The 26167-nt window shown below is 72.2% G+C and carries 25 protein-coding genes and 2 pseudogenes; 17 read left to right on the top strand and 10 right to left on the bottom strand.

Annotated features, from left to right (window positions below; genetic code table 11):
* Nucleotides 1-85: 85 nt before the first annotated feature.
* On the bottom strand, nucleotides 86-604 hold the full coding sequence (locus VLY81_RS02610) for an ABC transporter permease subunit (RefSeq protein WP_324669477.1): 519 nt from the start codon (nucleotides 602-604) through the stop codon (nucleotides 86-88).
* Between VLY81_RS02610 and VLY81_RS02605 the strand changes: the two genes are divergently transcribed.
* Genes VLY81_RS02605 through VLY81_RS14490 form a run of 4 tightly spaced genes read left to right on the top strand, consistent with a single transcriptional unit; the run spans nucleotide 569 to nucleotide 6177 of the window.
* Nucleotides 569-2410, top strand: coding sequence for a glycerophosphodiester phosphodiesterase family protein (locus VLY81_RS02605; protein ID WP_324669476.1), 1842 nt, complete (start codon nucleotides 569-571; stop codon nucleotides 2408-2410). The two genes, VLY81_RS02610 and VLY81_RS02605, sit on opposite strands and share 36 nt — an antisense overlap.
* A complete protein-coding gene (gene mutY, locus VLY81_RS02600) occupies nucleotides 2400-4451 on the top strand; it encodes an A/G-specific adenine glycosylase (protein WP_324669475.1) in 2052 nt (683 codons plus the stop codon). Before VLY81_RS02605 ends, mutY begins: the two co-directional genes overlap by 11 nt.
* On the top strand, nucleotides 4448-5431 hold the full coding sequence (locus tag VLY81_RS02595; RefSeq protein WP_324669474.1) for a PHP domain-containing protein: 984 nt from the start codon (nucleotides 4448-4450) through the stop codon (nucleotides 5429-5431). The genes mutY and VLY81_RS02595 overlap by 4 nt, the downstream gene beginning before the upstream one ends.
* Entirely contained in the window at nucleotides 5428-6177 is a 750-nt protein-coding gene (locus VLY81_RS14490) for a class I SAM-dependent methyltransferase (protein ID WP_405001315.1), read from the top strand. The genes VLY81_RS02595 and VLY81_RS14490 overlap by 4 nt, the downstream gene beginning before the upstream one ends.
* A 222-nt stretch (nucleotides 6178-6399) precedes the next feature.
* On the opposite strand, the pseudogene VLY81_RS02590 reads toward VLY81_RS14490, so the two are convergent.
* Both VLY81_RS02590 and VLY81_RS02585 read right to left on the bottom strand, forming a co-directional pair.
* Nucleotides 6400-7086: pseudogene (locus VLY81_RS02590) on the bottom strand (ribokinase); the annotation flags it as partial.
* A 128-nt stretch (nucleotides 7087-7214) separates the two neighbouring features.
* Nucleotides 7215-7754, bottom strand: a complete 540-nt coding sequence (locus tag VLY81_RS02585) for an OsmC family protein (RefSeq protein WP_324669473.1) — start codon at nucleotides 7752-7754, stop codon at nucleotides 7215-7217.
* A 229-nt stretch (nucleotides 7755-7983) separates the two neighbouring features.
* Between VLY81_RS02585 and VLY81_RS02580 the strand changes: the two genes are divergently transcribed.
* Entirely contained in the window at nucleotides 7984-8397 is a 414-nt protein-coding gene (locus tag VLY81_RS02580) for a secondary thiamine-phosphate synthase enzyme YjbQ (RefSeq protein ID WP_324669472.1), read from the top strand.
* 10 nt (nucleotides 8398-8407) lie between these two features.
* Here VLY81_RS02580 and VLY81_RS02575 read toward each other — a convergent pair whose 3' ends face one another.
* A complete protein-coding gene (locus VLY81_RS02575; protein WP_324669471.1) occupies nucleotides 8408-9283 on the bottom strand; it encodes a serine hydrolase in 876 nt (291 codons plus the stop codon).
* A 114-nt stretch (nucleotides 9284-9397) separates the two neighbouring features.
* Here VLY81_RS02575 and VLY81_RS02570 point away from each other — a divergent pair, with 114 nt between their 5' ends.
* From VLY81_RS02570 to VLY81_RS02560, 3 genes are all read left to right on the top strand, one after another.
* Complete coding sequence (locus VLY81_RS02570; RefSeq protein ID WP_324669470.1) at nucleotides 9398-10936, top strand: aminotransferase class I/II-fold pyridoxal phosphate-dependent enzyme; 1539 nt, start codon at nucleotides 9398-9400, stop codon at nucleotides 10934-10936.
* Between the two features lie 87 nt (nucleotides 10937-11023).
* Nucleotides 11024-11977, top strand: coding sequence for an N-acetylmuramoyl-L-alanine amidase family protein (locus tag VLY81_RS02565; RefSeq protein WP_324669469.1), 954 nt, complete (start codon nucleotides 11024-11026; stop codon nucleotides 11975-11977).
* Nucleotides 11967-12647, top strand: a complete 681-nt coding sequence (locus VLY81_RS02560; protein ID WP_324669468.1) for a coenzyme F420-0:L-glutamate ligase — start codon at nucleotides 11967-11969, stop codon at nucleotides 12645-12647. The genes VLY81_RS02565 and VLY81_RS02560 overlap by 11 nt, the downstream gene beginning before the upstream one ends.
* Here VLY81_RS02560 and VLY81_RS02555 read toward each other — a convergent pair.
* Both VLY81_RS02555 and VLY81_RS02550 read right to left on the bottom strand, forming a co-directional pair.
* The gene (locus VLY81_RS02555; RefSeq protein ID WP_324669467.1) at nucleotides 12616-13452 is read right to left on the bottom strand and encodes an N-acetylmuramoyl-L-alanine amidase; all 837 of its coding nucleotides are present in this window, start codon (nucleotides 13450-13452) and stop codon (nucleotides 12616-12618) included. The genes VLY81_RS02560 and VLY81_RS02555 overlap by 32 nt on opposite strands.
* A 19-nt stretch (nucleotides 13453-13471) precedes the next feature.
* On the bottom strand, nucleotides 13472-14101 hold the full coding sequence (locus tag VLY81_RS02550; protein WP_324669466.1) for an NUDIX hydrolase: 630 nt from the start codon (nucleotides 14099-14101) through the stop codon (nucleotides 13472-13474).
* Nucleotides 14102-14287: 186 nt separating this feature from the next.
* On the opposite strand from VLY81_RS02550, the gene VLY81_RS02545 reads away from it, so the two are divergent.
* The 4 genes from VLY81_RS02545 to VLY81_RS02530 all read left to right on the top strand — a co-directional run bounded on the left by VLY81_RS02545 (nucleotide 14288) and on the right by VLY81_RS02530 (nucleotide 18641).
* The gene (locus VLY81_RS02545; RefSeq protein WP_324669465.1) at nucleotides 14288-15373 is read left to right on the top strand and encodes a LacI family DNA-binding transcriptional regulator; all 1086 of its coding nucleotides are present in this window, start codon (nucleotides 14288-14290) and stop codon (nucleotides 15371-15373) included.
* A gap of 136 nt (nucleotides 15374-15509) precedes the next feature.
* Nucleotides 15510-16775, top strand: coding sequence for an ABC transporter substrate-binding protein (locus tag VLY81_RS02540; protein WP_324669464.1), 1266 nt, complete (start codon nucleotides 15510-15512; stop codon nucleotides 16773-16775).
* A gap of 73 nt (nucleotides 16776-16848) precedes the next feature.
* On the top strand, nucleotides 16849-17718 hold the full coding sequence (locus VLY81_RS02535; protein ID WP_324669463.1) for a carbohydrate ABC transporter permease: 870 nt from the start codon (nucleotides 16849-16851) through the stop codon (nucleotides 17716-17718).
* Between the two features lie 107 nt (nucleotides 17719-17825).
* Nucleotides 17826-18641: a carbohydrate ABC transporter permease gene (locus VLY81_RS02530; protein WP_405001314.1), complete on the top strand. Its 816-nt coding sequence runs from the start codon at nucleotides 17826-17828 to the stop codon at nucleotides 18639-18641.
* On the opposite strand, the gene meaB is transcribed toward VLY81_RS02530, so the two are convergent.
* A complete protein-coding gene (meaB, locus tag VLY81_RS02525) occupies nucleotides 18631-19647 on the bottom strand; it encodes a methylmalonyl Co-A mutase-associated GTPase MeaB (RefSeq protein WP_324669461.1) in 1017 nt (338 codons plus the stop codon). The genes VLY81_RS02530 and meaB overlap by 11 nt on opposite strands.
* A 666-nt stretch (nucleotides 19648-20313) precedes the next feature.
* Here meaB and VLY81_RS02520 point away from each other — a divergent pair.
* The 5 genes and pseudogenes from VLY81_RS02520 to VLY81_RS02505 all read left to right on the top strand — a co-directional run bounded on the left by VLY81_RS02520 (nucleotide 20314) and on the right by VLY81_RS02505 (nucleotide 22591).
* Nucleotides 20314-20640, top strand: coding sequence for a DsrE/DsrF/DrsH-like family protein (locus VLY81_RS02520; protein ID WP_324669460.1), 327 nt, complete (start codon nucleotides 20314-20316; stop codon nucleotides 20638-20640).
* 31 nt (nucleotides 20641-20671) lie between these two features.
* On the top strand, nucleotides 20672-20962 hold the full coding sequence (locus tag VLY81_RS02515; RefSeq protein ID WP_324669459.1) for a sulfurtransferase TusA family protein: 291 nt from the start codon (nucleotides 20672-20674) through the stop codon (nucleotides 20960-20962).
* 91 nt (nucleotides 20963-21053) lie between these two features.
* Nucleotides 21054-21368 (top strand): annotated as a pseudogene (locus VLY81_RS14485) (NAD(P)/FAD-dependent oxidoreductase); the annotation flags it as partial.
* A gap of 91 nt (nucleotides 21369-21459) precedes the next feature.
* Nucleotides 21460-22149: an FAD/NAD(P)-binding oxidoreductase gene (locus tag VLY81_RS02510; RefSeq protein ID WP_324669458.1), complete on the top strand. Its 690-nt coding sequence runs from the start codon at nucleotides 21460-21462 to the stop codon at nucleotides 22147-22149.
* Nucleotides 22150-22165: 16 nt separating this feature from the next.
* On the top strand, nucleotides 22166-22591 hold the full coding sequence (locus VLY81_RS02505) for a DUF1641 domain-containing protein (protein WP_324669457.1): 426 nt from the start codon (nucleotides 22166-22168) through the stop codon (nucleotides 22589-22591).
* Nucleotides 22592-22612: 21 nt separating this feature from the next.
* Here VLY81_RS02505 and VLY81_RS02500 read toward each other — a convergent pair whose 3' ends face one another.
* The 3 genes from VLY81_RS02500 to VLY81_RS02490 all read right to left on the bottom strand — a co-directional run bounded on the left by VLY81_RS02500 (nucleotide 22613) and on the right by VLY81_RS02490 (nucleotide 26142).
* Entirely contained in the window at nucleotides 22613-23440 is an 828-nt protein-coding gene (locus VLY81_RS02500) for an ABC transporter permease (RefSeq protein WP_324669456.1), read from the bottom strand.
* Nucleotides 23441-23519: 79 nt separating this feature from the next.
* Nucleotides 23520-24545, bottom strand: coding sequence for an ABC transporter permease (locus VLY81_RS02495; protein ID WP_324669455.1), 1026 nt, complete (start codon nucleotides 24543-24545; stop codon nucleotides 23520-23522).
* Nucleotides 24508-26142, bottom strand: coding sequence for an ABC transporter substrate-binding protein (locus tag VLY81_RS02490; protein WP_324669454.1), 1635 nt, complete (start codon nucleotides 26140-26142; stop codon nucleotides 24508-24510). The genes VLY81_RS02495 and VLY81_RS02490 overlap by 38 nt, the downstream gene beginning before the upstream one ends.
* Nucleotides 26143-26167 lie beyond the last annotated feature (25 nt).

Here is a 26167-nt window from a genome sequence, read left to right as displayed (position 1 = left end):
GCTTCGTTGCCTGCCCCTTCCTGGCTTCGGCTCCGAGCCCGACGATCCTGCGGAAAGGAGGACCAATGGGGGCCCGAAGGCCCCCTCACAGTCCCAGGTAGGCGGACTGGATGCGCGCCTCGCCCAGCAGGGCTCGGCCCGTACCCTCCATCACGACCCGCCCGTTCTCCAGCACGCAGGCCCGGTCGGCGATGGCGAGGGCATGGTGCACAACGAACGCCTTGAGGGTGAACGTGCCACCGATGGTGGGGATCACGTAGAGGATGGGCAACATCAACGTGCCGGCGACTGCCGCTAGGGCCGCGGCAATGCCGAAGACCAGCGCCCTCATACGGCCCGTGTCGATGCCCTGCAGCTCCGCCGCCTCACGGTTTTGGGCCGTCGCTCGGATGGCCCGGCCCAGCTCGGTCCGCAGCAGCAGGAGAGCGAGATGCCCTCCCCGCTCCCGCCCCGACGGCGCAGGGAGGCGAGGGGGGCGGCACGAACCGCACTGCAGGTCGCCGCCGTGCCGGGCCCGGGGGTGCGGACGAGGGGCCGGCGGCCGCGACGAGGAAAGGGCGGAGCGGTCGTGTTGTGGGACGTGACCCTCATCCAGTGGCTGCAAGGCTTTCGCTCACCGGTGCTCGACCAGCTGGCCCTGGCCCTCACCTGGCTCGGAGACGAGCTCTTCTACATGCTGGCCATCCCCATCTTGTACTGGGCCAGCCGGGAGCGGACGCACCGGCTGGCGGTGGTCGTGCTGGTGACGCTCTGGCTCAACGGGGCCGCCAAGGAGTGGGCGGCCATGCCCCGGCCCGACCCGGCCCTCGGCATCGAGCGGCTGTACGAGGCCACCGGCCCGGGCTTCCCCTCGGGACACGCGCAGGGCAGCCTCACGTTTTGGGGATGGCTGGCCCTGGAGTATCCGCGGCCGTGGTTCGTGGCCCTGGCGCTGCTGATGATCCTGGGCATCTCGGGCTCTCGCCTCTACCTGGGCGTGCACTACCCCGGCGATCTGCTGGGCGGCTGGGCGCTGGGCCTGTTGGTCATCCTGCTGGCGGCCATCGTGATGGGCCGAGACCGCCGCCGCGACGAGGGGGGCCCGTGGCGCTGGGCATTGGCCGTATTGCTGCCGTTGCTGATGTTTCCCCTCTCCCCCTCCTCGTCCACGGAGCGGGCTGTCGGCTTTCTCATCGGGCTCCTGACCGGGGACCGGCTCGCCTTGCGAGCCGTCCCCTATGGCGGGCAGGCCTCGCCGCTCCAGCACCTGATCCGCTCGACCCTGGGGGTCGCGGGCCTCCTGGGATTGGCCCTGCTGGTGCGGGCGCATGCGGCTCCCGGGCTACCGGCGGTCTTCGGCTACGCCCTGGTGGCCGTCTGGGTCACCGTGCTGGCGCCCCTGCTCTTCCTTCGCACGGGCCTCGCCTCGCCGCCCCTGGAGGTCCAGTGGCGGGTGCGCCAGCGGCGCATCCCCAGCCTGGCCACTCCGTCGCCTCGGGCCGTCGGCGCCTACCTGGGCGTCTCGGCGCTGGTCGCGCTGGGCGTGGCGGTGGCGTCGTGGCTGGCCTCCCGGCTGCCCGTCGCAGAGGCCCCCGCGTCCCTGTGGGCGACCGAGATCGGGCCCCGCAACATCGGGCACCGGGGCGCCTCGGGGCTGGCGCCCGAGAACACCCTGCCGGCCTTCGCAGAGGCCCTGCGGCACGGGGTAGACTGGATGGAGCTGGACGTCCACCAGACAGCCGACGGTCAGGTCGTCGTGATCCACGACGACCGGGTGGAACGCACCACCGACGGGCAGGGCCAGGTGGCGCGGCTCACCCTGGCGGGGCTCCGGGCGCTGGACGCGGGCTATCGCTTCAGCCCTGACGGCGTCTCGTTCCCCTTCAGGGGGCAGGGGGTGGCCGTCCCGACCCTGACGGAGGTCCTGACGGCCTTCCCGGGGAGTCGCTTCATCGTCGAGATGAAGCCGGGGGACCCGTCCTTCGCGGCTCGGATCCTGGAGGTCGTCGACCAAGCGGGCGCCCGCGACCGGGTGCTCCTGGCGGGCTTCGACGACGATGTGGTGCGCCGTGCCCGAGAGCTGGCGCCGGATGTCCTCACCTCCATGGGCCAGGGGGAGGCGCTGCGGATGCAGCTCATGCTGCGGCTGGGGCTGGGGGCCTTCTGGAGTCCCCCGGCGGCCGTCGCGCAGCTGCCCGAGCGCTACCAGGGTCTGCCCGTCGTGACGGAGGCGCTCATCCGCCTGGCGCACCGCAAGGGCGTCCCGGTGCACGTCTGGACCGTCAACGAGGTGACCGACATGCGCCGGCTGGCGGCCCTGGGGGTCGATGGCATCATCACGGACTACCCGGACCGGATGGCGTCGGTACTGGCGGAGCGGGCCAGCCGCCTGGGGTCGGGCCGGGTGGAGGGCATCGCCGTTGTGGATTAGCTTCGACCTCGACGGCGTCTTGATGCGCAATCCGTTCCGAGACGGCATCTTTCCCGAGCTCTGCTCGGCCATGGCGCCTGCCTTCGCGCAGGATCCCCGCCGGGCCCTGGGCGCCATCCTCGACGAGTACTTCCGGCGCCTCGCGGTGGCCAGGCAGGCCGAGGAACAGGGGTCGGCCGGTGGCGAAGCGCACGCTGACGGGGTGCCGCTCGCGGTGTCTCCCTATGACTGGGACGGCATCGTCGCCCGGGTGGCCGCCGAGCGGGGCCTCTCGGGCATCCCCGGCGAGCCCATCGCCGACATGGTGCGCCGCTACGCCCGCCAGCCGGGCTACGTCGCCTTCCAGCATCCGACGGTGCCGGTGGCTCTGGCGATGCTGGCCGAGCGGGGCCACCACCTGCGGGTCGCCACCAACGGGCTGTGGACCTACCAGGAGCCCGTGCTCGAGGCGCTGGGCATCCTCGAGCGCTTCGAGCACGTGACGGCGCCCGATCTGACCGGAGCGGCCAAGCCCTCGCCCTCGGCCTTCCACGCGGCCTTCGGAGCCGTGCGTGCGCCCCAGGGCGTCCACGTGGGCGACGACCTGCTCTACGACGTGGCGGGCGCGCGCCGTGCCGGCCTGCGGGCCATCTGGGTGATGCCGCCGCGCCTGGCGCGCATGGCGGAGCTGCGTGCCCGGCCCCCCTGGGAGCGGCCCGCTCTGCTGGCGGACAGCGAGGCATGGGCGGCGGAGATCGACCGCACCCTGGAGCGCAGGCCGGCGGTGGACCGCGAGCTGGTGAGATGGGCCCTGCCGGACGCGGCCGTGGTGCACGTGGGCGAGGTGCCCTCCGTCGTCGAGCACTGGTCCGGGGAGGGGACAAAGCGGCGGCGCGGGGCCCGGCGCTCCTCCCGCTGGGAGGTCCCCGTCCTGCCTCTGCGGCAGGTGGGCCAGTCGCTGGTGGACTGGTTCGCCCAGGCGCAGCGGCCCCTGCCCTGGCGACGGGCCGGCGACCCGTACGCCGTCCTCGTCTCCGAGTTCATGCTGCAGCAGACCCAGGTCGCCACCGTCGTCCCGTACTTCCAGCGCTTCCTGGCGCGCTTTCCCAGCCTGGAGTCCCTGGCGCGCGCGCGGCTCGACGACGTGCTGGCAATCTGGCAGGGTCTCGGCTACTACCGCCGGGCTCGCCACCTGCACGCGACCGCCCGCTTGGTGCTGCAACGCCACGGCGGCCGCATCCCCGACGACCCGGCGGTGCTGCGCACTCTGCCCGGCGTGGGGCCCTACATGGCCGGAGCCATCGCCAGCATCGCCTACGGCCGGCCCGAGCCCGCCATGGACGGCAACGCGATGCGCGTGCTGTCGCGGCTGCTGCTGGAGTGGGCACCCCCGGGCCAGGCCGCCGCCCGGCGGCTCGGCCAGTGGGCCCGGGCCATGATCCCCGAGGGACGGGCGGCGGACTTCACCCAGGGGCTGATGGAGCTGGGGAGCACCATCTGCCGGCCGACCCAGCCCCTGTGCGGGACGTGTCCGGTGCAGCGCTTCTGCTCCGCCTGGGCGTATCGCATCCAGGAGGAGCTGCCGGTGCGGCGGGCCGGCTCGCCCGTGCCCATCGAGCGGGTGGCGGCCGCGGTGGTGGTCGACGGAGCGGGGCGGGTGCTGCTGGTGCGACGGGAGGAGGGGCGGTTGCTGGGTTCGCTCTGGGCGCTGCCCTCGGTCACGTTGCGAGACGGCGAGTCGCCCGAGGAGGCCGCGCGCCGCGCCGCAGCCGAGCAGGCTGGAGTCGAGGCGGTCGTCGTGCGACCGCTCGGGGAGACGTCCCATGCCTTCAGCCACCGGCAGTGGCGCCTGCAGGGATACCTGATGCGCCCGGCGCAGGAGGCGGGTACCTCGGCGGCGGAGCCAGCCGCTCCCTACGGGTCGCCCGGTGACGGGGAGCGGGTGCGGTGGGTGGCGCCCGACGCCCTGCCCGACGTGCCGGTGGGGCGGGCCTTTCGCCGGGTGCTGCAACTGGTCGGCCTGCAGGGCGGTGCCGCGCCGATGGGGCGGGCCGCCCCGTGACGCCCATCGCGCTGCGGGATCCCTACGGCGAGGCACCCGACACCGCCGTCTGGGTGAAGGGGCAACTCCACTGCCACACCTCTCGCTCCTTCGACGGCCGCATGTCCGTGGAGGAGGTGGCGGCGGCCTACCTCCGGCATGGATTCGACTTCGTCTGCGTCACCGATCACGACCGGCTGTGGGACCGCTTGGAGTGGCACGACGGCCTGCTGCTGGTGCCCGGTGAGGAGAGCACGCTGGCGAGGCCGTTTCCACCGCTGGGGCGGCACCTGCTCCGGCTCTTCACGACCGAGCCCGTGCCCCTGCTCGCCCCGGCCGCTGACAAGATGGAGCGCACGGCGGGGGCCGGTGGGCTCCTGGCGGCGGCCCACCCCGCCTGGAGCGGCAACCTCGGCACCGGGCGGTGGTCCGTCGAGGCCCTTCGCGACCCTCGCCTCTCGTTGGTCGAGATCGTCAACCATCACGCTCCCACCTCGGCCAACCTGGCCCTCTGGGACGCCGCGCTGGCGTCGAGGGGCCCCGACGCTCCGCTCTGGGCCACCGCGGTCGACGACAGCCACCGGCCCGAGCAGGTCGGCCGCGGCTGGGTCTGGGTAAGGGTCGGGCGTCCCCTCCGGGACTACGCCTCGCCCCAAGAGGCAGCGGGGGCGCTGCGGTCGTCCCTGGCGCGGGGCGCCTTCTATGCCAGCACCGGCGTCAGGGCCAGCTTCTCGGCGGCGACGGCCAGCGGCCGCCCCGAGGTGAGGGTAACGGTGGGGCGTGAAGGGATGGACCGGAGGCCGCCGGTGGTGCGGTTCTTCGGAAGGGGCGGCCGGGCGCTGGCGGAGTCGGAGGGATGGGAGGCTCTCTACCCCGTGCGGGGCGACGAGGGGTACGTGCGGGTGGAGGTGGAGGGCGACGGGCGGTCACGTGCCTGGTCGCAGCCTTTCTGGGTGTTGCCCGCCGCCGCACCTCGGTCGTGGGAGGAGGCGTCGCGATGATGGGGCCGGAGCGAGGCACGCCCGCTCCCCGCTGGGGGGAGTCGGAGTCCGAGACCTTCCAGCGCCTGGGCGCCGTCTTCACCCCGTGGCGTGACGCGATCGCCGAGGTGGTGTGCGACCTCGTGCCGGCAGAGACGGACGAGGCGTTCGTCGCCGTCGACGTCGGCACGGGCACCGGGTGGCTCGCCAGGGCCCTGCTGGAGGCCTTCCCTCGTGCCCGTGTCGTGGCGCTGGACGGCTCGCCGGCCATGCTGCGTCACGCCCGGCGACTGCTGGCACCCTTCGGCCAGCGGGCCGAGGTGAGGCGGTTCGAGCTCGAGGAGTCGTCGTGGTTGGAGGGATTGATCGGCCCCGTGCGCTGCTTCGCCAGCTGCCTGGTCCTCCATCACCTCGCCGACGAGCAGAAGCGCACCCTCCTGCGTGCCCTCCGCGACCGGCTGGAGCCGGGCGGGGCACTCCTCGTCGCCGACATCCTGAGGCCGTCCAGCCAACGGGGCTGGCGCCACGCGGCGAGAGCCTGGGAGCGGGACGTGCGCGAGCGCTCCCTGCAGCTCACGGGAGACGTGGCGGCCTTCGAGACGTTCCGACGGGATGGCTGGAACTGGTTCGAGCACCCGGACGACCCGATGGACCGCCCGGCCACGCTGCTGGACCAGCTGCACTGGCTCATCGAGGCCGGCTTCACGGGGGTCGACGTCTTCTGGGTCCGAGCCGGGCACGCGGTCTGGGGCGGGTTTAGGACGTAGGGCGCGACCGCCCTCCCTCGAGCGACACGGGCACGGGGGCTGCGCTCGGCCGCTCCCGCAGCCACCCCTCCACCTCGGCCAGCCGCGGCAACGAGGGCTGCGCGCCCGGCCGGGTCGTGGAGAGCCCGGCGGCGGCGTTGGCCAGCCGGCAGGCGTCGAGCAAGGCCGTCCCGCGGCCAGCGCGGCGGCCAGCGCCCCGCAGAAGGCGTCGCCTGCGGCCGTGGTGTCGACGGCCTGCACGGGCACGGCCGGGATGTGGTACGCCTCGCGGGCGCCCCGCTCGGCCACCACCACCCCGCGCTCGGCCATCTTCACGACCGCGACCTCGACCCCCGCCTCCAGGAGGGCGCGGCACGCCCGGACCCCGTCGTGCACCGTCTCGACGGCGAATCCGACCAGCGCCTCGGCCTCCAGTTGATTGGGCGCCGCCACCCAGACCCGCCCCAGCCAACCGGCCGCCCTGGGATGGATGGGGGCGGGATCCAGTACCACGGGCACCCCGCTCTTCGCCGCCACCTCCAGGACGGCCTCCACGGTCTGCGGCGGGATCTCGATCTGCACCAGCACGACCGAGGCCCGGCCAATGAGGTCGCCGGCGGCCAGGATGTCATCGGGCCCGAGCCGGAGGTTGGCGCCGGCCGCGATGGTGATGGCGTTGGCACCCCCGTCGTCCACCCAGATGGAGGCGACCCCCGTCTCCGCCTCCGGCGTCACCTGCACCCGCGTCACGTCGATACCCTCGGCCGTCAGGACGCCGAGCAGCGCCGCGCCCAACGGGTCGTCGCCCACGCGCCCCACCATGGCCACCGCTGCCCCCATGCGGGCGGCCGCCACGGCCTGGTTGGCCCCCTTGCCGCCCGGGAAGCGGGCGAAGCCGTGGGCGGCCACCGTCTCGCCCGGCTTGGGCATCCGGGGGGTGCGCACCACCAGATCCATGTTGAGGCTGCCGACGACGACGACGCTGCCGGGACGGATGCTGCGTGCCATGGGTTCGCCTCCCCGCGGGGACTTCGCCGGGGAGAGGCTCGGGCCCTCGATCAGGCGGTCCGGCGCACCTCGCTCTCGACGGGCACGGGATTTCGCAGGCACCACGTGGCGGGGCAGCGCTCCTCGGCCAGCACCCGCAGGCGCTCCAGGGTGGCGTCGTCGGCGTCGGTGTCGGCCAGGACGGTCCACCGGAAGGACTCGACCACCGGGGCCTCGCCCACCCCCAGGAAGCTCCGCATGTCGAGCCGAGCCTGAAGCCTGACTCGCAGCGACCGCAGCGCGACCCCCTCCTGGGCGGCGACCAGCGCGTACGTGGAGAGGAAGCAGGCCGTGGAGGCGTACAGGCAGTACTGGATGGCGCTGGGCGCCTTGCCCCACCCCCCGAAGGGCGGCGGGAAGTCCGCCACCACCTCCACCGGACCGCCGGGGGTGGTCAGCACGCTCCCGTATTGCGGCGCGCCCTCCTCGAAGCGCCAGGCACCCTCCATCTCCACCTGGAGCAGCCCCGCCGAGGGATCCGCCTGCACCCTGCGGGCACTCTCCTCCAGCCGGTCCAGCCGCACGTTGCCGAAGACCCGCTCCTCCGCCATGGGGCTCGCCTCCTCGGGGCCCCGCTCCGCGTTGCACCGGGGCCCGTGATAACCCTGTCGCCACAGTGGCGACAGGATAAAGATTGGACGCGTTGGGCTAATACCCTACCATCCAGGGTAGTGCTCCGTTCGCGCCATGCCTCCCGATCGGAAGGCCGCCCGGCGGCCGACGGCGAAGCAACGTACCCGCCTCGGGCCATGATGGACATCGGGAGGAGGCGCGCAGGCCATGAAAGCCTACACCGAGTACCTCACCTTCCATACCCGCAAGAAGCGCGAGTACATCAACATCACCGACAGGGTGCAAGAGGCCGTGCGCAAGAGCGGGATCCAGGAGGGCATGGTGCTGGTCTCGGCCATGCACATCACGGCGGGGGTATGGGTCAACGACGCCGAGGAGGGGCTGCTCCAGGACATCGACGAGTGGCTGGAGCGCCTGGCGCCCTTCCGCCCCGACTACCGCCACCACCTTACCGGCGAGACCAACGGCGACGCCCACCTCAAGAGCCTGCTGGTGCACCACCAGGTGATGGTCCCCGTCACCGCCGGCCGGCTCGACACCGGCCCCTGGCAGCAGATCTACTACGCGGAGTTCGACGGGCAACGGCCCAAGCGGGTGGTCATCAAGGTGATGGGCGAGTAGTCGGCCCGCCTCAGCGCCCCGCCAGCCGCTCCTGGAAGTCGTAGACCATCCGGGAGATGCGGGCGACGTCGGCGAAACCCGTCTCGATGTCGGGGACACCCTCCGACATGATGGCCAGGATGTAGGGGCGGCGGGCGAAGACGACCCCCACGTCGTCGGCCACGCCGGTGATGTCGCCCTCCTTGTGGGCGACGCGCACGTCGGTCGGCAGTTCCCCCGGTAGGCCGACGTGCCAGATGGTGTGGGCCAGGTCGTCCAGCAGCCGCTCCCCCAGCTCGGGTTGGCGCTCGGCGAAGCCCAGGACCGCCTCCATGTAGATGCCCATGTCCCGGGCGGTGCTGATGTTCTGCCCGTCGGGGTAGACGGTCCTGCCCCCCAAGCTCCGCATGAAGGCGGCGATGTTCTCCTTGCCCAGGTGGCGGGTCAGCATCCGCCAGGCGACGTTGTCGCTGATGGTGATGAGGAGATTGGTCAGCACCCTCAGCGAGTACGTCCCGCCGTCGATCCCGTCGTACTGGAGCACTCCGGCGCCGCCCGCCAGGTCGAGGTCCCGCTCGTACCGGACGCGGTCGCTCCAGCGCAGGCGGCCCTGGGCCACCAGTTCGTTGACGTAGAGCGCGATGGGCACCTTGACGGTGCTGGCAGCCGGGATGGGGAGCTCCTCGTCGATACCCCAGGTCTGCTGCGACGTCAGGTCCTTGAAGTAGATGCCGATGCGCTGGGGACGGCTCTCGACGAACGCCTGCACCTGCTGGCGCAGGGGCTCGTAGTCGACCACCGTCGCCCGGGCCGGAGAGCCCGACCGGCTCACGGCCAGCGCCGCCAGCACCAGCACGCCGAGGATCAGACCCAGCCGCCGCCACTGTCCCGTCGGGTCCACCGCCATCCCTCCCCTCTCCTGCCACCGTGGTGGCTCGCACTCTCGCACTAGCCAGGGCATAGCGTGGAGCGCGATAGCGCTAGCAACAGATTGTCAGCCGAGACGGGAGGCGTATGCGCGTTGATCGAGACGGTGGGGTCTGCCGTGCGCGCCCACCGGCGGGCCGCGCTCTCCTCCGAGCAGGTGACCCGCCAGGTCCGGACGCCCTTGCTGGAGGCCGTGCAGACGTACCGCCGTGAGGGCGTGGTCCGCTTCCACATGCCCGGGCACCGCGGAGGCACCGGCGCCGACCCACGCATCCGCCAGGCCGTGGGGCGAGACGCCTTCGCCCTGGACGTGACCGGCGTGCTGGGGCTCGACGATCTCCACCAGCCCCGGGGCGTCATCGACGAAGCCCAGCGCCTGGCGGCCGAGGCCTTCGGGGCCGACCGCTCCTTCTTCCTGGTCAATGGCACCAGCGTGGGCGTCCAGGCCATGATCCTGGCGGCGTGCCGACCGGGAGACGAGTTGATCGTGGCCCGCAACGTCCACAAGTCCATCATCAGTGGCCTCATCCTGAGCGGGGTGCTCCCCGTCTACGTCGCCCCCGAGGTCGACGAGCACTTCGGCATCGCCCTGGGGGTGACGCCCGAGGCGGTCCGGGAGGCCCTCGACCGGCATCCCGACGCCCGCGGCGTCCTGCTGGTCAGCCCCACCTACCACGGCGTCACGAGCGACCTGGCGGAGATCGCCCGCATCGTCCACGAGCGGGGCAAGCTGCTGCTGGTCGACGAGGCCCATGGCCCCCACTTCGTCTTTCACGACGACCTGCCGTCGCCCGCCCTGGCATGCGGGGCCGATGCCTGCGCCCAGGGCATCCACAAGATGCTGAGCGGGCTGACCCAGGCGTCCATCCTGCACGTCCGGGGCGATCGCCTCGACATCGGGCGGCTGCAGGCGGTGCTCCGGCTGCTGCAGAGCACCAGCGCCTCCTATCTGCTCATGAGCTCCATCGACGTGGCCCGCATGCAGATGGCGACCGCCGGCCCCGAGCTCCTGCAGCGGGCGCTGGAGCTGGCCGAGGAGCTGCGTCGCCTGGTACGGACCATCCCGGGCCTGGAGACCTTCGGCCCCGAGCGGGCGGGGCGGCCGGGCGTCTTTCAGGTCGATCCGACCAAGGTGACGGTGCGGGTCGAGGGACTGGGCCTCTGCGGCGCCGAGGTGGAGCGCTGGCTGCGGGAGCACGGGCCCATCCAGGTGGAGATGTCGGACCTCCTCTACGTGCTCTTCATCGTGGGCTTCGGCAACGACATCGACGAGGTGCACCGTCTCGCCGACGCGCTGGCCTACCTCGCCGACCACGCCGCGGACCACCGACGCGTCCAGACTCAAGCACTGCTGGAGGCGGCCCGCCACGTCGTCGCCCGCCGCGAGTTGCCGCCCGTGGAGCTGAGCCCCCGGGAGGCCTTCTTCGCGTGCCACCGGACCGTGCCCCTGGAGCAGGCAGCCGGCTGCATCAGCGGCGAGGTCGTCACCTGCTACCCGCCTGGGGTGCCCATCCTCTGTCCGGGTGAGCGGGTCACGGAGGCGGTGGCGGAGCACCTGACGGTGGTACGGGCGTCGGGGCTGGCGGTCTCCGGGCCCCGGGACCCGTCGCTGCGGACGTTGGAGGTGGTCTAGATCATCACGGCGCTGTCGACCGACGGGCGGCCGAGGGGCGTCCCATCCGGGCTCGGCCGCACGGGGGCATGGCAGATGAGGCCGAGGGTGACCAACCTCAGGAGCCGGGTCGAGCCCGGCGCGGGAGCCCCCGGTCGGAGCGTCGTCGAGCTCGAGGCCACCCAGCTCCCGCGCCACGTGGAGATGGGCACCGCCGGCTCGACCACGCTCGTCGCGCGACTGTGGGGGCTGCGCCTCAACATGGACCCCTTCGACCGGCCGGTCGGCGACGGGGTGGTACGGGAGCTCTCCCTGCGCCATGCCGGCCCCGATTGCGTGGAGTGCCGACTCTCCCTCGAGTTGGCCGTGGCCGCCACGTCGCCCACGATCGAGGCCCTGGCCGGGCTGCCGGCGCTCGTCCGCATCCGGCTGAGCCGGGCACCGCTCCATCGGGTGCTGGGCGGCCGGGTCGTCGTGGTGGATCCCGCGCACGGCGGACCGGACCGAGGCGCCCGGGGTCCCATCAATCTGGAGGAGCGCCACGTGGTGCTCAAGGTGGCCGCGCGGCTGGCACATCACCTGGCGGAGGCGGGATGCCGGGTGCACCTGACCCGGGAGGACGATCGCCCCCTGGACGGGGCCCGTCGGGCGGCGGTGGCCCTGGCCGCCCGGGCGGAGCTCTTCGTCAGCCTGCACACGGGCCACGAAGAGGACCCGGCGTGCCGGGGCGTGCGCGTGCTGTATGCCGGCACCAGCCGAAGCGGCCCCGCCGCGGCCCGGCGACTGGCCGAGCGCGTGCACGGCGCGCTTCGCGAGTGGCCCGGTCTTCCGGACCGAGGCGTGGCGGAGGCCGACGCCGCGCTGGCGCCGTCAGGGCTGCTGGCCGCTTCCTGGCCGCTCGTCTTCGTGGCGGTGGAGCTGGTCTGCCTGGCCAACCCCCTGGATGAGGCCTTGATGCGCAGCTCCGTCTTTCGGGACCGGCTGGCCCAGGCCGTACGAAACGGGCTGGTCCGCCACCATGCCCATCCGCCCCTGCGGGAGGGCGTCGCCCTTGCCCTATAGGCCGCTGGCCATCCGCACCCACGTCATCGCCCCCGGCGAGGACCTGGTGCACGTGGTGCGCCGGTACACCGCCGACGTGGCCGACCCTGGCGACGTGGTGGCGCTGTCGGAGTCGATGGTGGCCATCGCCCAGGGCCGGGCGGTGCTGCCGCAGAGCGTGCGCCCCCGGCCGCTCGCCAACGTGCTGCGGCGCTTCGCCCACCCCGACGGGAGCCTGGCGACGCCGGCCGCGATGGAGCTGGCCCTCCGGGAGGCCGGCACGTGGCGAGTGCTCCTGGCCGGCGCCGCCGCGGCGGCCGGGCGCCTATTCGGCATCCGAGGGCTCTTCTACCGCGTGGCCGGGCACGGGCTGCAGTTCATCGACGACATCGGCGGCACGCTGCCGCCCTTCGACCGCTACATCGTGCTGGGCCCGCGTGACGCCGACGAGGTGGCACGGCGCATCAAGCAAGGCATAGGGCTCGACGTCCTCATCGTCGACGTCAATGACCTGGGCTGCGTGGACGTCCTCGCCTTCACCGGCACGTCGGACCCGGCGCCGTTGGTGGAGGCCCTCCGCCACAACCCCCAGGGCAACGACGACGAGCAGACTCCCATCGTCGTGCTCAAGCGCCTGCCCGACGTGCCCGATGCCGCCCTCACCACACCTCGGGCGGGTAGATCTCCATGATGAAGCCCGGAGGCAGCTGCCGCCCGGCCGTGGGGCGGCTCTCCACCTGCTCGCCCGCCACGAACCGCTGCACCGCTCGGGCCAGCGAGTCGGCCAGGCGGGCCTGGTAGCCGGGGTCCACCAGCTTGCGCCGATCGTCGGGGTTGGAGAGGAAGCCCAGCTCCACCAGGGCCGCCGGCATCTCGCTGTTGCGAAGGACGTAGTAGTCGGCGGCCAGAGCCTCTCGGTAGTTGTCCGGCTCGAGCCGCACCAGCTCCTCCTGCACCAGCAGCGCGAGGCGGCGCCCTTCGGGCGAGTCCGGGTGGAAGAAGGTCTGCGCCCCCCACTGGCTGGGGTCAGGGAAGCTGTTGGCGTGGATGCTCAGCAGGAGCTGGGCCTCCCCCTCGCGGGCCTTGTAGAGGCGAAGGTTGAGACTGGCCCGGTTGTCGAGCAGGCTGTCGTGGTCGTCCTCGCGGGTCATGACCACCCGCGCGCCGAGCGCCTCCAGGCGGTCCCGCAGGAGCAACGCCACGGCCAGGTTGACGTCCTTCTCCTTGACGCCGGCGTGGGTCACCCCGCCGTCCTCGCCCCCGTGCCCCGGGTCGACGGCCACCACCACGCCGTGCAGGGGCGGGCGAGCCGGCGGGGGTGGCGTCGGCGCCGGGGCACGCCCCAGGAACGGCAGCCGGTCCGCTCCGGGCAGGCCGCTGCCCCATCGGAGGACCGCGGCCACGATCCCGGCCAGCACCAGCAGCCCCAGACCCCCGACGCGCCAGCCCGCGATGGCCCAGCGGCCGCCCCCGACGGCCCGGTTGACACGGCCCATGGGCCACTGTTATGAGAGCTCAGCCGGACCCCATGCTCGCCCGGATGCGGTCCAGGAGGCTCTTGACGATGCGCCCCGTCGCCCCCCAGATGAGGTGCTCCCCCCACTCGAACACGTAGTCCTCCACCGCCCGCCCGTGCCCGTCGTCGAGCGTGCGGATCCGGGGAAAGGCGGGCCTCAGCAGCCACGCCAGGGGCACCTCCAGCACCTCGGCCACCTCGACGGGGTTGACCACCCACGGATACGGGCTCCTGCGGATGGCACCCACCACCGGCGTGATACAGAAGGCCGAGCGGGTGACGGGCACCTCGTCGAGCACGCCCAGCACCTCGACGTCTCGCGCCTGGAGCCCGATCTCCTCCCGGCTCTCCCGCAAGGCCGTCTCGATGCGGTCACGGTCGGCCGGGTCGACGGCCCCGCCAGGAAACGAGATCTGGCCCTTGTGATACTCCACCCGGTCCGTGCGCCGGGTCAGGACCAGTCGCTCACCCTCGGAGCCGCAGAGGATGGGCACCAGGACGGCAGCCGGACGCAAGCCCGGCCAGCGCCCCGCTGCCGGGGGCGGCCCCGCGGCCAGCGCGTCGCGGACGAGGCCGGTGTAACGTCCCTCTCCCGTGGACGAGGACGACGTCGGTGGCCAGGATGGCATGGCGATCGCTCGCTCTTGATAGGGGTGCCCGCGCGGGCCCGGGGGGATGTTCGACCGGGCCAGGCGGAAGCCTGCCGCCCCGGGGGCGGGCCACGCATGGGAGGCGACGCCCATCTCCGGCAGGAGTCACCAGGGACGCGTCGAAGCGCGCGTCGTGTACAACCGGTTGTATTCGCCGAAATCGTCATGCATCCCAACATGGCGGACGTGGCGAGGGTCGCGGGGGTCTCCAAGTCGACGGTCTCCCGGGCGCTGGCCGGCGACCCGCGGGTCAGTCCGGCGACGCGCCGGCGCGTCGAGGCGGCGGCCCGGCAGCTCGGGTACACGCCGCACGGCGTGGCGCGGGCGCTGGCCCGCGGCCGCACGTCGATGGTGGCGGTGGCCGCGCCGTCGCCGCCGAGGAGCTTCTCGGACCCCTTCTTCCTCGACTTCCTCGGCGCCGTCGGTGACGGGCTCACCGCCGCCGGCTACAACCTGGTGCTGACCGTCTCCGACGACGGCCGACGCTCGGGCCGCGGCAGCCTGCGGGAGCTGGTCGTGGGACGTATGGTGGATGCGGTGCTGGTGACGGAGGTGCAGGTGGCTGACGCCCGCCTCGACCTCGTGCTGGAGCAGGGCCTACCGTGCGTGGCCCTGGGTTCGCCCGACCGTGCCGACGTCTACGCCGTCGACGGCGACAACGTCGTCGGCACGGTCATGGCCGTGCGGCACCTGGTGGAGATGGGGCACCGGCACGTCGCCTGCGTCGCGGGCCCCTCGCACCTCACCGCGGCCCGCCAGCGCCTGCGCGGCTTCATGCAGGCCATGCAGGAGGCCGGCCTGGAGGTCCCCGCGTACCGGCTCGCGGAGGGTGACTTCACCCTGACCGGCGGGCAGGCCGCGACGCGCCGCCTGCTCGAGGCGGAGCGCGCCGCCTGCGGCGAGGTACGTCTGACGGCCCTCTTCGCCAGCAACGACCTGATGGCCATGGGGGCCGTCGCGGCCCTGCGGGCCAGCGGCTTGCACGTGCCCGGGGACGTCTCCGTCGTGGGCTTCGACGGCGTGAGCCTCGCCCGGATGGTCGACCCGCCCCTCACCACGGTGGCTCAGCCCGTCCGGCAACTGGGCAGCGTCGCCGTCGAGATGCTGCTCGAGCAGCTCATGCCGGCCCCGGGGGCATCCGGCGCCACGCCGGCGGGCCCCCGTCAGGTGGTGCTGCCCTGCACGCTCAAGCCGGGGGGCTCGACCGCCCCGATGCGGGGGCGCCGGGCTGCTACGCCCGATACGGCGTGACGTACGCCCGACGCGGCGCGAGGGAGGTGAGACGGGCGAGCGAGCGGCGTGACGATTCGCATGGACGGTGAGCGTGCCGACTCCTCGAAAGGGGGAAGGACTCTTGCGACGACGTCTGCATCGCACAGCGGGGCGCATGGTGACGATGGTCCTCCTGGCCACCTCCCTGGCGGCCCTCTTCGGCCTCACGGCGCTGGGCGCTGGCCGGGTCACCATGCTGGGCACCTGGGGCGGCCAGGAGCTGGAGGCCTTCTTGCAGGTGCTGGAGCCCTTCGAGCGGGAGACCGGCATCGACGTGGAGTTTACCGGCACCCGGGATCTGGTCGCGGTGCTGACGACCCGGGTAGCGGCAGGCAACCCGCCCGACGTGGCGGCCCTGCCCAACCCCGGCCAGATGGTGGAGCTGGCGGCGGAGGGACACCTGGTGGATCTCTCCGGCGTCCTCGACATGCAGACCATGCGGAGCCAGTACGCACCGGTCTGGCTCGACCTGGGCAGCTACCAGGGCAAGCTCTACGCCATCTTCATCTCGGCCGACCTCAAGAGCCTGGTCTGGTACAACCCCAAGGCCTTCGCGGCCCGGGGCTATGCCGTGCCCAGCACGTGGGACGAGATGATGGCTCTGTCGGACAAGATAGCCGGCACGGGCGTCACCCCGTGGTCCATCGGGTTGGAGAGCGGCGCCGCCAGCGGCTGGCCAGGCACCGACTGGATCGAGGACATCATGCTGCGCACCGCCGGCCCCGAGGTCTACGACCGCTGGGTCGCCCACGAGATCCCGTGGACCGATCCGGCGGTGCGTCGGGCCTGGGAGATCTTCGGCCAGATCGTCCGTAACCCGCGCTACGTCTACGGGGGCACCACCGGCGCGCTGTCGACCAACTTCGGGGATGCGGTGAGCTTCCTGTTCACCCAACCGCCCAGGGCGTACCTGCACCGGCAGGCCACCTTCATCCAGAGCTTCATCCTGCAGTCCAACCCCAACCTGGTGGCCGGTGAGGACTACGACTTCTTCGCGCTGCCGCCCATCGATCCGGCGTGGGGTACGCCCGCCTTGGGCGCCGCCGACATGGTCGCCATGCTGCGCGATACGCCCGAGGCCCGGGCCCTGATGCGCTACCTCGCCTCGCCCGAGGCCCAACAGCGCTGGGTGGCCGCCCTGGGTAAGGTTTCGGCCAACCGGGCGGTGCCCATGGAGGCCTATCCGGACCCGCTCACCCGCAAGGCTGCCCAGGTCCTGGTCAGCGCCCAGGTCTTCCGCTTCGACGGCTCGGACCTGATGCCGGCGGCGGTAGGCTCCGGTGCCTTCTGGGAGGGCATCTTGCAGTACGTCGCGGGCGAGGACCTCGACAGCGTGCTGGAGAGCATCGAGGCCCAGGCCCAGGACGCCTACGGCGGATGACGACCGCCCCCGAGGGGGTCGGGGCCGACACCCGGCCCCCTCGGCCGTCCCCGTGAGTGGAGGTGAGGGCACCATGCGCCGCGGCGGTGGATGGGCCTGGGGCTTCACGGCCCCGGCGCTGCTCCTGATCGGCTTCTATCTGGCCTATCCCACGCTGGCCACCATCTACTTGAGCCTCTTCGACCGTCAGTCCCAGCGCTTCGTGGGGTTGCGCAACTACCTGGACCTCTTCTCGTCCAGCGCCATGCTGACGGCCCTGCGCAACAACGTCCTCTGGCTCGTGCTCTTCACCACGCTGACGGTGGGGCTCGGGCTGGCCCTGGCCGTCCTGACCGATCGGGTGCGCTACGAGGCGGCGGCCAAGGCCCTCATCTTCCTGCCGATGGCCATCTCCTTCGTGGGGGCGGGCGTCATCTGGAAGTTCGTCTACGCCTACCGCCCGGCCGGCGCGCCCCAGATCGGGCTGGCCAACCAGGTCATGGTCCTGTCGGGCCGCGAGCCCGTGGGGTGGCTCATCGCCCAGCCATGGGTCAACAACCTGGCCCTCATCGTGGTGGGCGTCTGGATCTGGACAGGCTTCGCCATGGTGGTGCTCTCCGCCGCCTACAAGGGCATCCCCAAGGAGCTGCTCGAGGCGGCCCGGGTCGACGGCGCCAGCGAGTGGCAGGTCTTCTGGCGCATCAGCCTGCCCGTCATCCAGTCGACGGTGGCGGTGGTGGCCACCACCATGGTGATCACCGTACTCAAGGTCTTCGATATCGTCTACGTCATGACCAACGGCAGCTTCGGCACCGAGGTGATGGCCAACCGCATGTACAAGGAGATGTTCCAGTTCCGCCATTTCGGGCGCGCCAGCGCCATCGCCGTCATCCTCTTCATCGCCATCGTGCCGGTCATGCTGGCCAACATCCGACGCTTCCGGCAGCAGGAGGCGACGCGATGAACAGCCGATGGACCTCGCGCCTCGGTGTCCGGGCATCCGTCCACGTCCGGCCCGCCCACCGGGCCAGCACGGCCGCTCTCGGCGTCGGCGGGTCGACCGTCGTGCACATGGCGGTGGTGCTGACGGCGCTGGCCTGGTTCCTGCCGACCCTGGGGCTGCTGGTGAGCTCCCTGCGGCCCGCCAGCGACGTCTTCAACTCTGGCTGGTGGACGGTCTTCGCCAATCCCTTCGACCTGACCCGGTGGACGCTGGCCAACTACCAGCACGTCCTGGCCCAGCAGGGCATGGGCCGGGCTTTCCTCAACAGCTTCGTCATCGCGCTGCCCGCCACCTTACTGCCCGTCCTGGTGGCCTCCTTCGCCGCCTTCGCCTTCGCCTGGCTCGACTTCCCCGGGCGGCAGGCCCTCTTCTTGACGGTGGTGGCGTTTCTCGTGGTGCCGCTGCAGATGACCTTCATCCCCGTGCTGCGCATCTACAACCAGATGGGGCTCGCCGGCAGCCTGGTGGGCATCTGGCTGGCGCATACGGGCTACGGGCTGCCGTTCGCCATCTACCTGATGCGCAACTTCTTCGGGTCGCTGCCGGGCGAGCTGTTCGAGTCGGCCTACATCGACGGCGCCTCGCCGCTGTCGGCCTTCTTCCGCCTCGCGCTGCCCATGTCGACGCCGGCCCTGGCGTCGCTGGGCATCTTCCAGTTCCTCTGGGTGTGGAACGATCTGCTGGTGGCCCTCATCTACCTGGGCGGAGGGTCGGCGACGGCGCCCCTGACGCTCAAGCTGAGCAGCCTGGTGGGCAGCTACGGGCAGGACTGGCACGTGCTGACGGCGGCCGCCTTCGTCTCCATGATGGTGCCGGTGGTCGTCTTCTTCGCGCTGCAGCGCTACTTCGTGCGTGGCATCCTGGCAGGCGCCGTCAAGGGTTGAGCGAGCCCAGCACCGCCTCGGCGGCCTCATCGGCCGACAGCTCGCCGCTGGCCAGGCGATCCACGAGATGGGCCCACCGGCCCGAGGCCGTCAGGGGGGCGACGAGGCGCCGCTCGACGGCGGCCAGCAGCGCGGCGCGCAGCTCCCACTCCGCCTGGATCCGCCGCCGGCGCAGCCCGGCGGGGCCGCTCGACAGGTGGATGCGGTGGCGCTCGAGCGCCTCGATGAGCAGGTCGAGGCCGCGATCCTGCAGAGCCGAGACCCTCACCACCGGCACCCGCCATCCGGGATCGGGAGAGGAGGCGATGTCGAGCGCCGACGTCACGGCCCGGTACGTCTCATCGGCGCCGGGCAGGTCGGCCTTGTTGACCACCATCACGTCGCCGATCTCCACGATGCCCGCCTTGAGGGCCTGGATCTCGTCGCCGGTGGCCGGGTTGAGCACCAGCACCACGGTGTCGGCGACCCCCAGCACGCCCACGTCGTTTTGGCCCGCGCCGACGGTCTCCACCAGCACGGTCTCCATCCCCGCCGCCGCCATCACCCGCACCATGCGGAAGACGGCCAGCGCCAGGCCGCCCTGGTGACCCCGGCTCGCCACGCTGCGCACGAAGAGCCCCGGGTCGGCCACGGGCACCGCCATGCGCACCCGGTCACCCAGGAGCGCACCCCCCGAGAAGGGGCTGGATGGGTCCACCGCGAGCACCCCCACCCGGCGACCCCGCTCGCGCAGGTGCACCGCCAGGCGCCCCACCAGCGTGCTCTTGCCGGCCCCGGGCGCACCCGTCACGCCCACCACGTGCGCCCGCACCCTGCCGGCCAGCAGCGGTGCCAGGTCAGGGGGTACCCTGGCCCCCGATGAGGCGCCTTCGAGGGGGAGACTCTCGACCAGCGTCAGGGCACGAGCCAGGGCCGCACGTTCGCCCGCCCGCACACGCTCGGCAAGCCCGGGCGGCACGGAGTTGGCCGGGGCCGTCAGCTCTCCCGTCGGGGCACCCTCCCTCACGTCTCCTCAGGCTGCATCGTCGGCGCCGAAGCCCCAACAGGTCGCTCGGGAATGGCTCCCGGGAGAGGAGAGAGAGGCGCCCCTTGCTGTCCCGGCGCCGACAGCAAGGCCCGTACGGGCCCCGGGATCGCGGCGGGCCATGCCGTCGGGGAAGCGGGAGTCACACCCAGGTGCCGGTCCCAGGCAGGCTCCACCTCGACGAGCAAGGGAAGGCCGTTGACGTAAACCCGCAGTCGGAGCCGCAGCCCGGACGTTGCCCGGTCGTCGTCCCACACCCCCGGTTGCCACGTCACCGGACACCCCTCCCCAACGGCGCCCCGTTACCCCCATCGGCTCCCGCTTGTGCCCGTGCCGTCGGGTCACCCGCCACCAACCCCAGGGACAGGTGAACGGTTTCGATTCTCACTCCATCGGGCCCTGCTCGGGCCAGCTTCCTCCCGCGGTGGAGCCGGTGGAATCCAATGTCCTGACGTTTGCCCCGTCCAGGTCGCAATACCTGTCACTTGGTGGCACGTGTCACGACCGTCTACAAAGAGGGGAGATGATACCGTGCCCTGCAGGGTAGTATCCGATGACGAAGGGTCGGGATCCGTCGTGCCTGATCATGGGAGGCTTTCCATCGTTCTCATCTCCCCGCAGCTCAGCAAGATTCACGCGGGTTGCCTCATGGCATCCGTGGCCGCCTCGTCGGGAGTGGAGGTCAACGTCTTCGTCACGATGGAGGCCCTCGGGATGTTCCGACGCCACGTGGTCGAGCGGCGCCGGTTCGTGTTGGACGAGGTTGGACGGGAGATGGTGGCCAAGGGCGTGCCCCTCTTCTACGACCTGCTGCGTCAGGGCCGAGAGCTGGGTGATCTCCACGTGTACGGCTGCGCCCTGGCCGCAGACGTCATGGGTTGGAAACCGGAGGAGTTCATCGACGTTGTCGAGGACGTCATCGGCGTCGCGGCGTTCTTCGCCAAGTCCGAGGGTGCTCAGATACTGACCATCTAGCCCGTACGGCTGTCGGAAGGAGGCGCACGCCATGTCCGCACCAGACGCGAACCCTGGCAACCCGATCCCTTCCGCCGACGATCATGCGGTGGTCAGGCCTGACAGGGTTGTCGACGCCCGTGGAGCGTACTGCCCCGGTCCCTTGATGGAGCTCATCAAGATCCTCAAGGCGCAACCGGTGGGCAGCGTGGTGGAGCTTTGGTCCAGCGACCGAGGCTCCAGCAAGGACGTACCCGAATGGGTCAGGAAGGCGCGCCACGACCTGCTCTACCTGGTGGAGGAGACGGGCTACTGGCGGATCGGAGTCCGCAAGGCTCACTGACGGTGGGGCTTCCCCCGGAGGAAGGAGGCAGGTTCGCCCCGTGGAGACACTGCAGCACATCCTCGTCCTCGGTGGTGGGCCCGGGGGCACCATGGTGGCCAACCACCTGGCCCGCCGCACGCGCGAGCGCCTGCGCCGCGGAAGCCTCGAGATCCGCATGGTGACCGCATCGCCATGGCACGTCTACCAGCCGGGCTTCCTCTTCGTGGCGCTGGGAGAGGCCCCCCCTGGCCGTTTCCGCCGAGAACAGGCCTCCCTGCTGCTACCCGAGGTGAAGCTGACGGTGGACCCCGCGCTGTGGATCGACACCGCGGCCGCCCGGGTGACGACTCGGAGCGGCGCCGTCTTCGCCTACGACTACCTGGTCATCGCCACCGGCTCCTACCCCGACCCCGCGCGGGTACCCGGCATGGCCGAGGGAGCCCTGGGCTTCTACACCGAGGAGGACGCGCTGCGGCTGCGGCAGGCGCTCGCGCTTCGAGGGCGGCCGCATCGTCATGACGGTCGACGTCCCCCACAAGTGTCCGGTGGCTCCGCTGGAGATGGCCTTCACCCTCGACCGCCACTTTCGGCGGCTCGGACGGCGCGACCAGGTCGAACTGGTCTACACCTACCCCATCAATCGCGTGCACTCCCTGGCACCGGTGGCCGATTGGGCGTCGGCGGAGTTCGAGCGGCGCGGCATCCTGTACGAGACGTTCTTCAACGTCGAACGGGTCGATCCCGAGGCCCGGGTCGTCTACAGCGCGGAAGGAGGCCAGTACGCCTACGACCTCCTCATCTCCGTACCGCCTCACCGAGGAGCCCGCGTCGTCGCTGACTCCGGCCTGGGCGATGAGCAGGGATTCGTCCCCACCGACCGCTACACGCTCCGGGCGCGGGATTACCCCAACGTCTTCGTGGTCGGCGACGCCACCAACCTGCCGGTCAGCAAGGCGGGCTCGACCGCCCACTACCAGGCCGAGGTCGTGGCCGACAGCATCGCCTCGGCCCTCGAGGGCGACTCGTCGATGGCCCGTTACGACGGCAAGGTCTTCTGTTTCATCGAGGCTGGCGGCGACGAGGGCACGTACATCGAGTTCAGCTACACGCGTCCGCCTCGGCCGGTACGGCCGTCGTCCCTGCTCCACCAGTTGAAGCTGGCCTGCAACGAACTCTACTGGCTCTCGGCTCGAGCCGTCCTGTGAGGGAGGCGTGTCAACCATGACCAGCGCCGAAGCGACGCCGACCGCCGAGCGGCAGGCCCAGGAGGCCATCGACGAAGCCGCCGGTCGCCGGCTATTGGCCCGGGTCGAGGGGTTGGAGGCCTCCGGCGCTCTCGCGCTGCTGGAGGACGCCGCGATCGCGATGAAGGCACTCTTCGACGCCATGACGCCAGGCGTGATGGCACGGGTCACCATGCTGGCCGCGCAGGCGGGCGAGCTGGCCGACGAGCTCATCCACAGCGGACGTCCGGTGCCTCTCGATGCGCTGCGGGCGATGGGGGCGGCCGCGCAAGAGGCAAGGGCATGGGACCGGGCGCCCCGATGGTCGCACCTGGCGAGGCTGGCCCATGACCCCGATACCCGCCGGGGTCTTGGCTTCATGCTGGCGTTGGCTCACCACCTGGGCAAGCGGCTGACCCCCTGACCCGGCGCGGCCCTCGACGCATCACCTCCCCGACTGGAGGGCCGAGGCGATGGCGTTGAAGGCCAGGGCCGCCGCCGCCAGGAAGACGCCCGGCACCAGCGCCGGCCACGGCGAGAGGCCGATGGCCTGCTGGGCCTCCTTGAGCAACAGTCCCCACGACGGCGTCGGGGGCTGCAACCCGAGGCCCAGGTAGCTGAGGCCGGCATCCGCCAGCAGCGCCACGGCCGCCGCGGCCGCGCTGTGGGCGACGAGCGGACGCGTCATGGCCGGCAGCAGGTGCCAGCGGGCGACGTGCCCCCACGTCGCGCCCGCCGCATAGGCGGCCTCCACGTAGGGGGCCTCCCGCAAGGCCAGGGCCAGTCCCCGGCTCACCCGGAAGTAGCCCGGCACCAGCGCGACGGCGATCGCCACCCCGACGGTGAGAGGCCTCGGCCCCATCACCACCGCCAGGAGCATGGCCACCAGCACGCCCGGCAACGCCATCAGCGCGTCGACCAGACGGGAGAGGATCTCGCCGATGCCGTCCCCCCGCCCTGCCAGGAGCCCCAGCGCCGTGCCCGCCGTCGCCGCCGCCCCGACGGCCGCCAGCGCGATGGCCAGCGAGTAGCGGGAGGCCACCAGCGTGCGGGCCAGCAGGTCCCGCCCCAAGCGATCGGTGCCGAGCCAGTGTCCCCCCGACGGGCCGGCCAGGCGGGCCGCCAGGTCCATCCCGTAGGGGTCGAGCCCCGGCCAGAGGGCTCCGAGGGCCATGGCCGCCAGCACCGCCAGCCCCACCAGAGCCCCGGTCGGCGCCCCCCGTCGGCCCGTCGGGCCCGGCAGGGCCACCGGATGGCTCGACGGCAGGCTCACCGCACGGATGGGCCATGCGAGCGGGCCCGAGGGCATCGGGGGGAGCCGGGATCGACCTCCGGCCACCAGTCGGCGCCCCTCAGCGGTACCGCACTCGCGGGTCGAGCAAACCATACAGCACATCGACCATGGCCGAGGTCATGACCACCACCAACGCCGCGAAGGCGACGCCTCCCGTCACCAGCGGCAGGTCGCGAAACTCGACGCCCGCCAGCAGGATGCGCCCCAGGCCCGGCAGCCCGAAGACCATCTCCACCACCAGGCTGCCCGTCAGCAGGTCCGCCAGCACCACGCCCAGCGTGCTGACGACCGGATTGAGCGCGCCGGGCAAGACGTGGGCCACGACGACGCGCACCGCCCCGGCGCCCTTGGCCCGCACCGCCTGCACGAAGGGCTCCTGCAGCCCCTGGGCGACCGAGGCGCGCACCATCAGCCCCAGCGCCCCCGCGGCGGGCAACGCCAGCGCCAGCACCGGCAGCACCAGGCCTCGCCACGGCAGCCACCCGGCCTCGCCCACCGGAGCCACCGCTGGCAGCAGGCGCAGCCGCACCGCCACCGTCCAGACCAGCACCATGGCCACCCAAAACGAGGGTACCGAGAGCCCCAGTTGCATGAGGGGCGCGATGACGCGGTCGGCGGCCCGCATCACCCGTCGGCGCAGGCCCCATCCGTCGAGCCCGGCCAGCCCGATGGCCGCCACGGTGCCGCCCACCAGGGCCAGCGCCAGGGCCAGCGGCACCGCCAGTGCCACCAGCAGCAGGTTGACCCGGAAGTGGGCGACGACCAGCTCCGCCACCGGCCGGCCGAACCGCACCGAGGTGCCCAGCTGCCCCCTCACCGCCTCCGCCAGCCAGCGCACCAGCCCCACGGGCGCCGGCACGTCGAGCCCCAGGTCGCGGCGCAGGCGCTGTACCACCTCGGGGGAGCCGTCGACGCCGGCCATGGTCAGGGCGGCGTCACCGGGCAGGGCGCGCGTCACCAGGAAGGCCACGGACGCCGCCACCAGGGCCGACAGGACGGCCCCGGCCCCCCGCCGGGCGGCGTAGCGCCAGGGGCTCGGGAGACGCTCAGCGACCGCTGGCGCGGTAGACCGTACGGAGATCATCGATGTAATGCGGGTAGATGGCCCAGCCGTGGACGTCGGCCGCCACGGCCAGGGTCAGGGTCGGGTCCACCAGGAAGATGGCCGCCAGGCGGTCAGCCAGGATGCGTTGCGCCTCGGCGTAGAGCTCCCGCCGCCGCTGCGGATCGGCGGTCCGTACCGCCTCGTCGATGACCCTGTCGTAGTCGGGATCGGCGAAGTTGACGAAGTTGCGGGCGTAGCTCGAGTGGTAGCGGCTCAGCTCGGGGTGGGGGTCGAGCTTGCCGGTGAAGCCGATGATGGTGGCGTCGTACTGCTCACCCGCGTAGACCTCGGCCAGCCAGCGCGCCCAGTCGACCAGCTGGATCTCCAGCCGGATGCCCACCCGCGCCAGCTGCTGCTGGATGAGCTGGGCCGTCTGCACGTGGAATTCGTAGACCGAGGGCACCACCAGAGTCGCCCGCACGCCGTCGGGGTAGCCCGCCTCGCTCAGCAGCCGGCGCGCCTCGGCGGGGTCGTGAGGATAGGGATCGTCCAGCGGGACGAAGTAGGCGTTTTCGGGCGTCAAGCCGCTGTAGAGCGGCTTCGCCCGACCCTCGGAGATGACCGAGATGAGCTCCCGCCGGTCGATGGCATGAGCGACGGCCCTGCGCACCGGCAGCTGGTCCCAGGGCGAGCGGGCCTGGTTGAGGGCCAGGATCTGCACGACGTTGGCGGGGCCGCTCACCACCCGCGAGGGCCGCGCCCCCGGGGCCTGCAGCAAGGCAACCCGATCGGGCGAGATGTCGACCACGTCGGCGTCACCCGCCAGGAAGGCCGCCAGGGCCGCCGCCGGGTCGGGGATGAAGCGGAAGATCACCTCGTCGAGGTACGGGCGCGGCGCATCCCAGTAGCCGTCGAAGCGCCGCAGGCGCACGTGGCTCTCCTGGACCCACTCCACGAAGCGGAACGGCCCCGTGCCGACCGGTCGCGTGGCCAGGGTCTCCACCGCCTCCCTGGGGACGATGGAGGCGCTGGGGTCCGCCAGGGCCGCCAGGAAGGGCGCGTACGGCCGTGACAGGCGCACCACCACCGTGTAGGGGTCGGGTGTCTGGACCGCCTGCACCGCTTGCCAGTCCGCGGCCCGCTTGTAGCGCGTGGCAGGATCGAGCAGGCGCTCGAAGGTGAAGCGCACGTCGTCGGACGTCATCTCCCGGCCGTTGTGGAATCGCACGCCCCGCCGCAGGAAGAAGGTGTAGGTCAGCCCGTCGGCCGACACCTCGTAGCGCTCGGCCAGGCGCGGCACCAGACGGCCTTGCTCGTCGGCCCCCAGCAATCCATCGTAGAGATTGGCCAGGATACGATCCGTCTCGGAGGCGACGGCCTTGGCTGGGTCCAGGGAGTCGGGCCCCGTGCTCAGGACCCGCACGAGGCGCCCTCCGTGGACAGGCTCCGGCGGCACCGCCTCCGGCGAACCGCTCGCCGCCCCACCGGCCCTGCCCAGGCATCCGGCGACGACCAAGCCAGCCATCGCCACCCACAGACCCCGTCGACCGAGGTGCATCCGCGCCACCTCCCGGCTCCCAGACGCCTCCAAGGGATCATGTCGGATGCGCCCGGGGTGACGCAAGCCGCGTCTCACCCAAACAATACCTCACCCGGGGGCC

The sequence above is a fragment of the Limnochorda sp. LNt genome, assembly GCF_035593265.1.
Taxonomy (GTDB): domain Bacteria; phylum Bacillota; class Limnochordia; order Limnochordales; family Geochordaceae; genus Geochorda; species Geochorda subterranea.
Note: the sequence above shows the minus strand (reverse complement) of the source record. Positions and strands in the feature narration are given on the sequence as shown.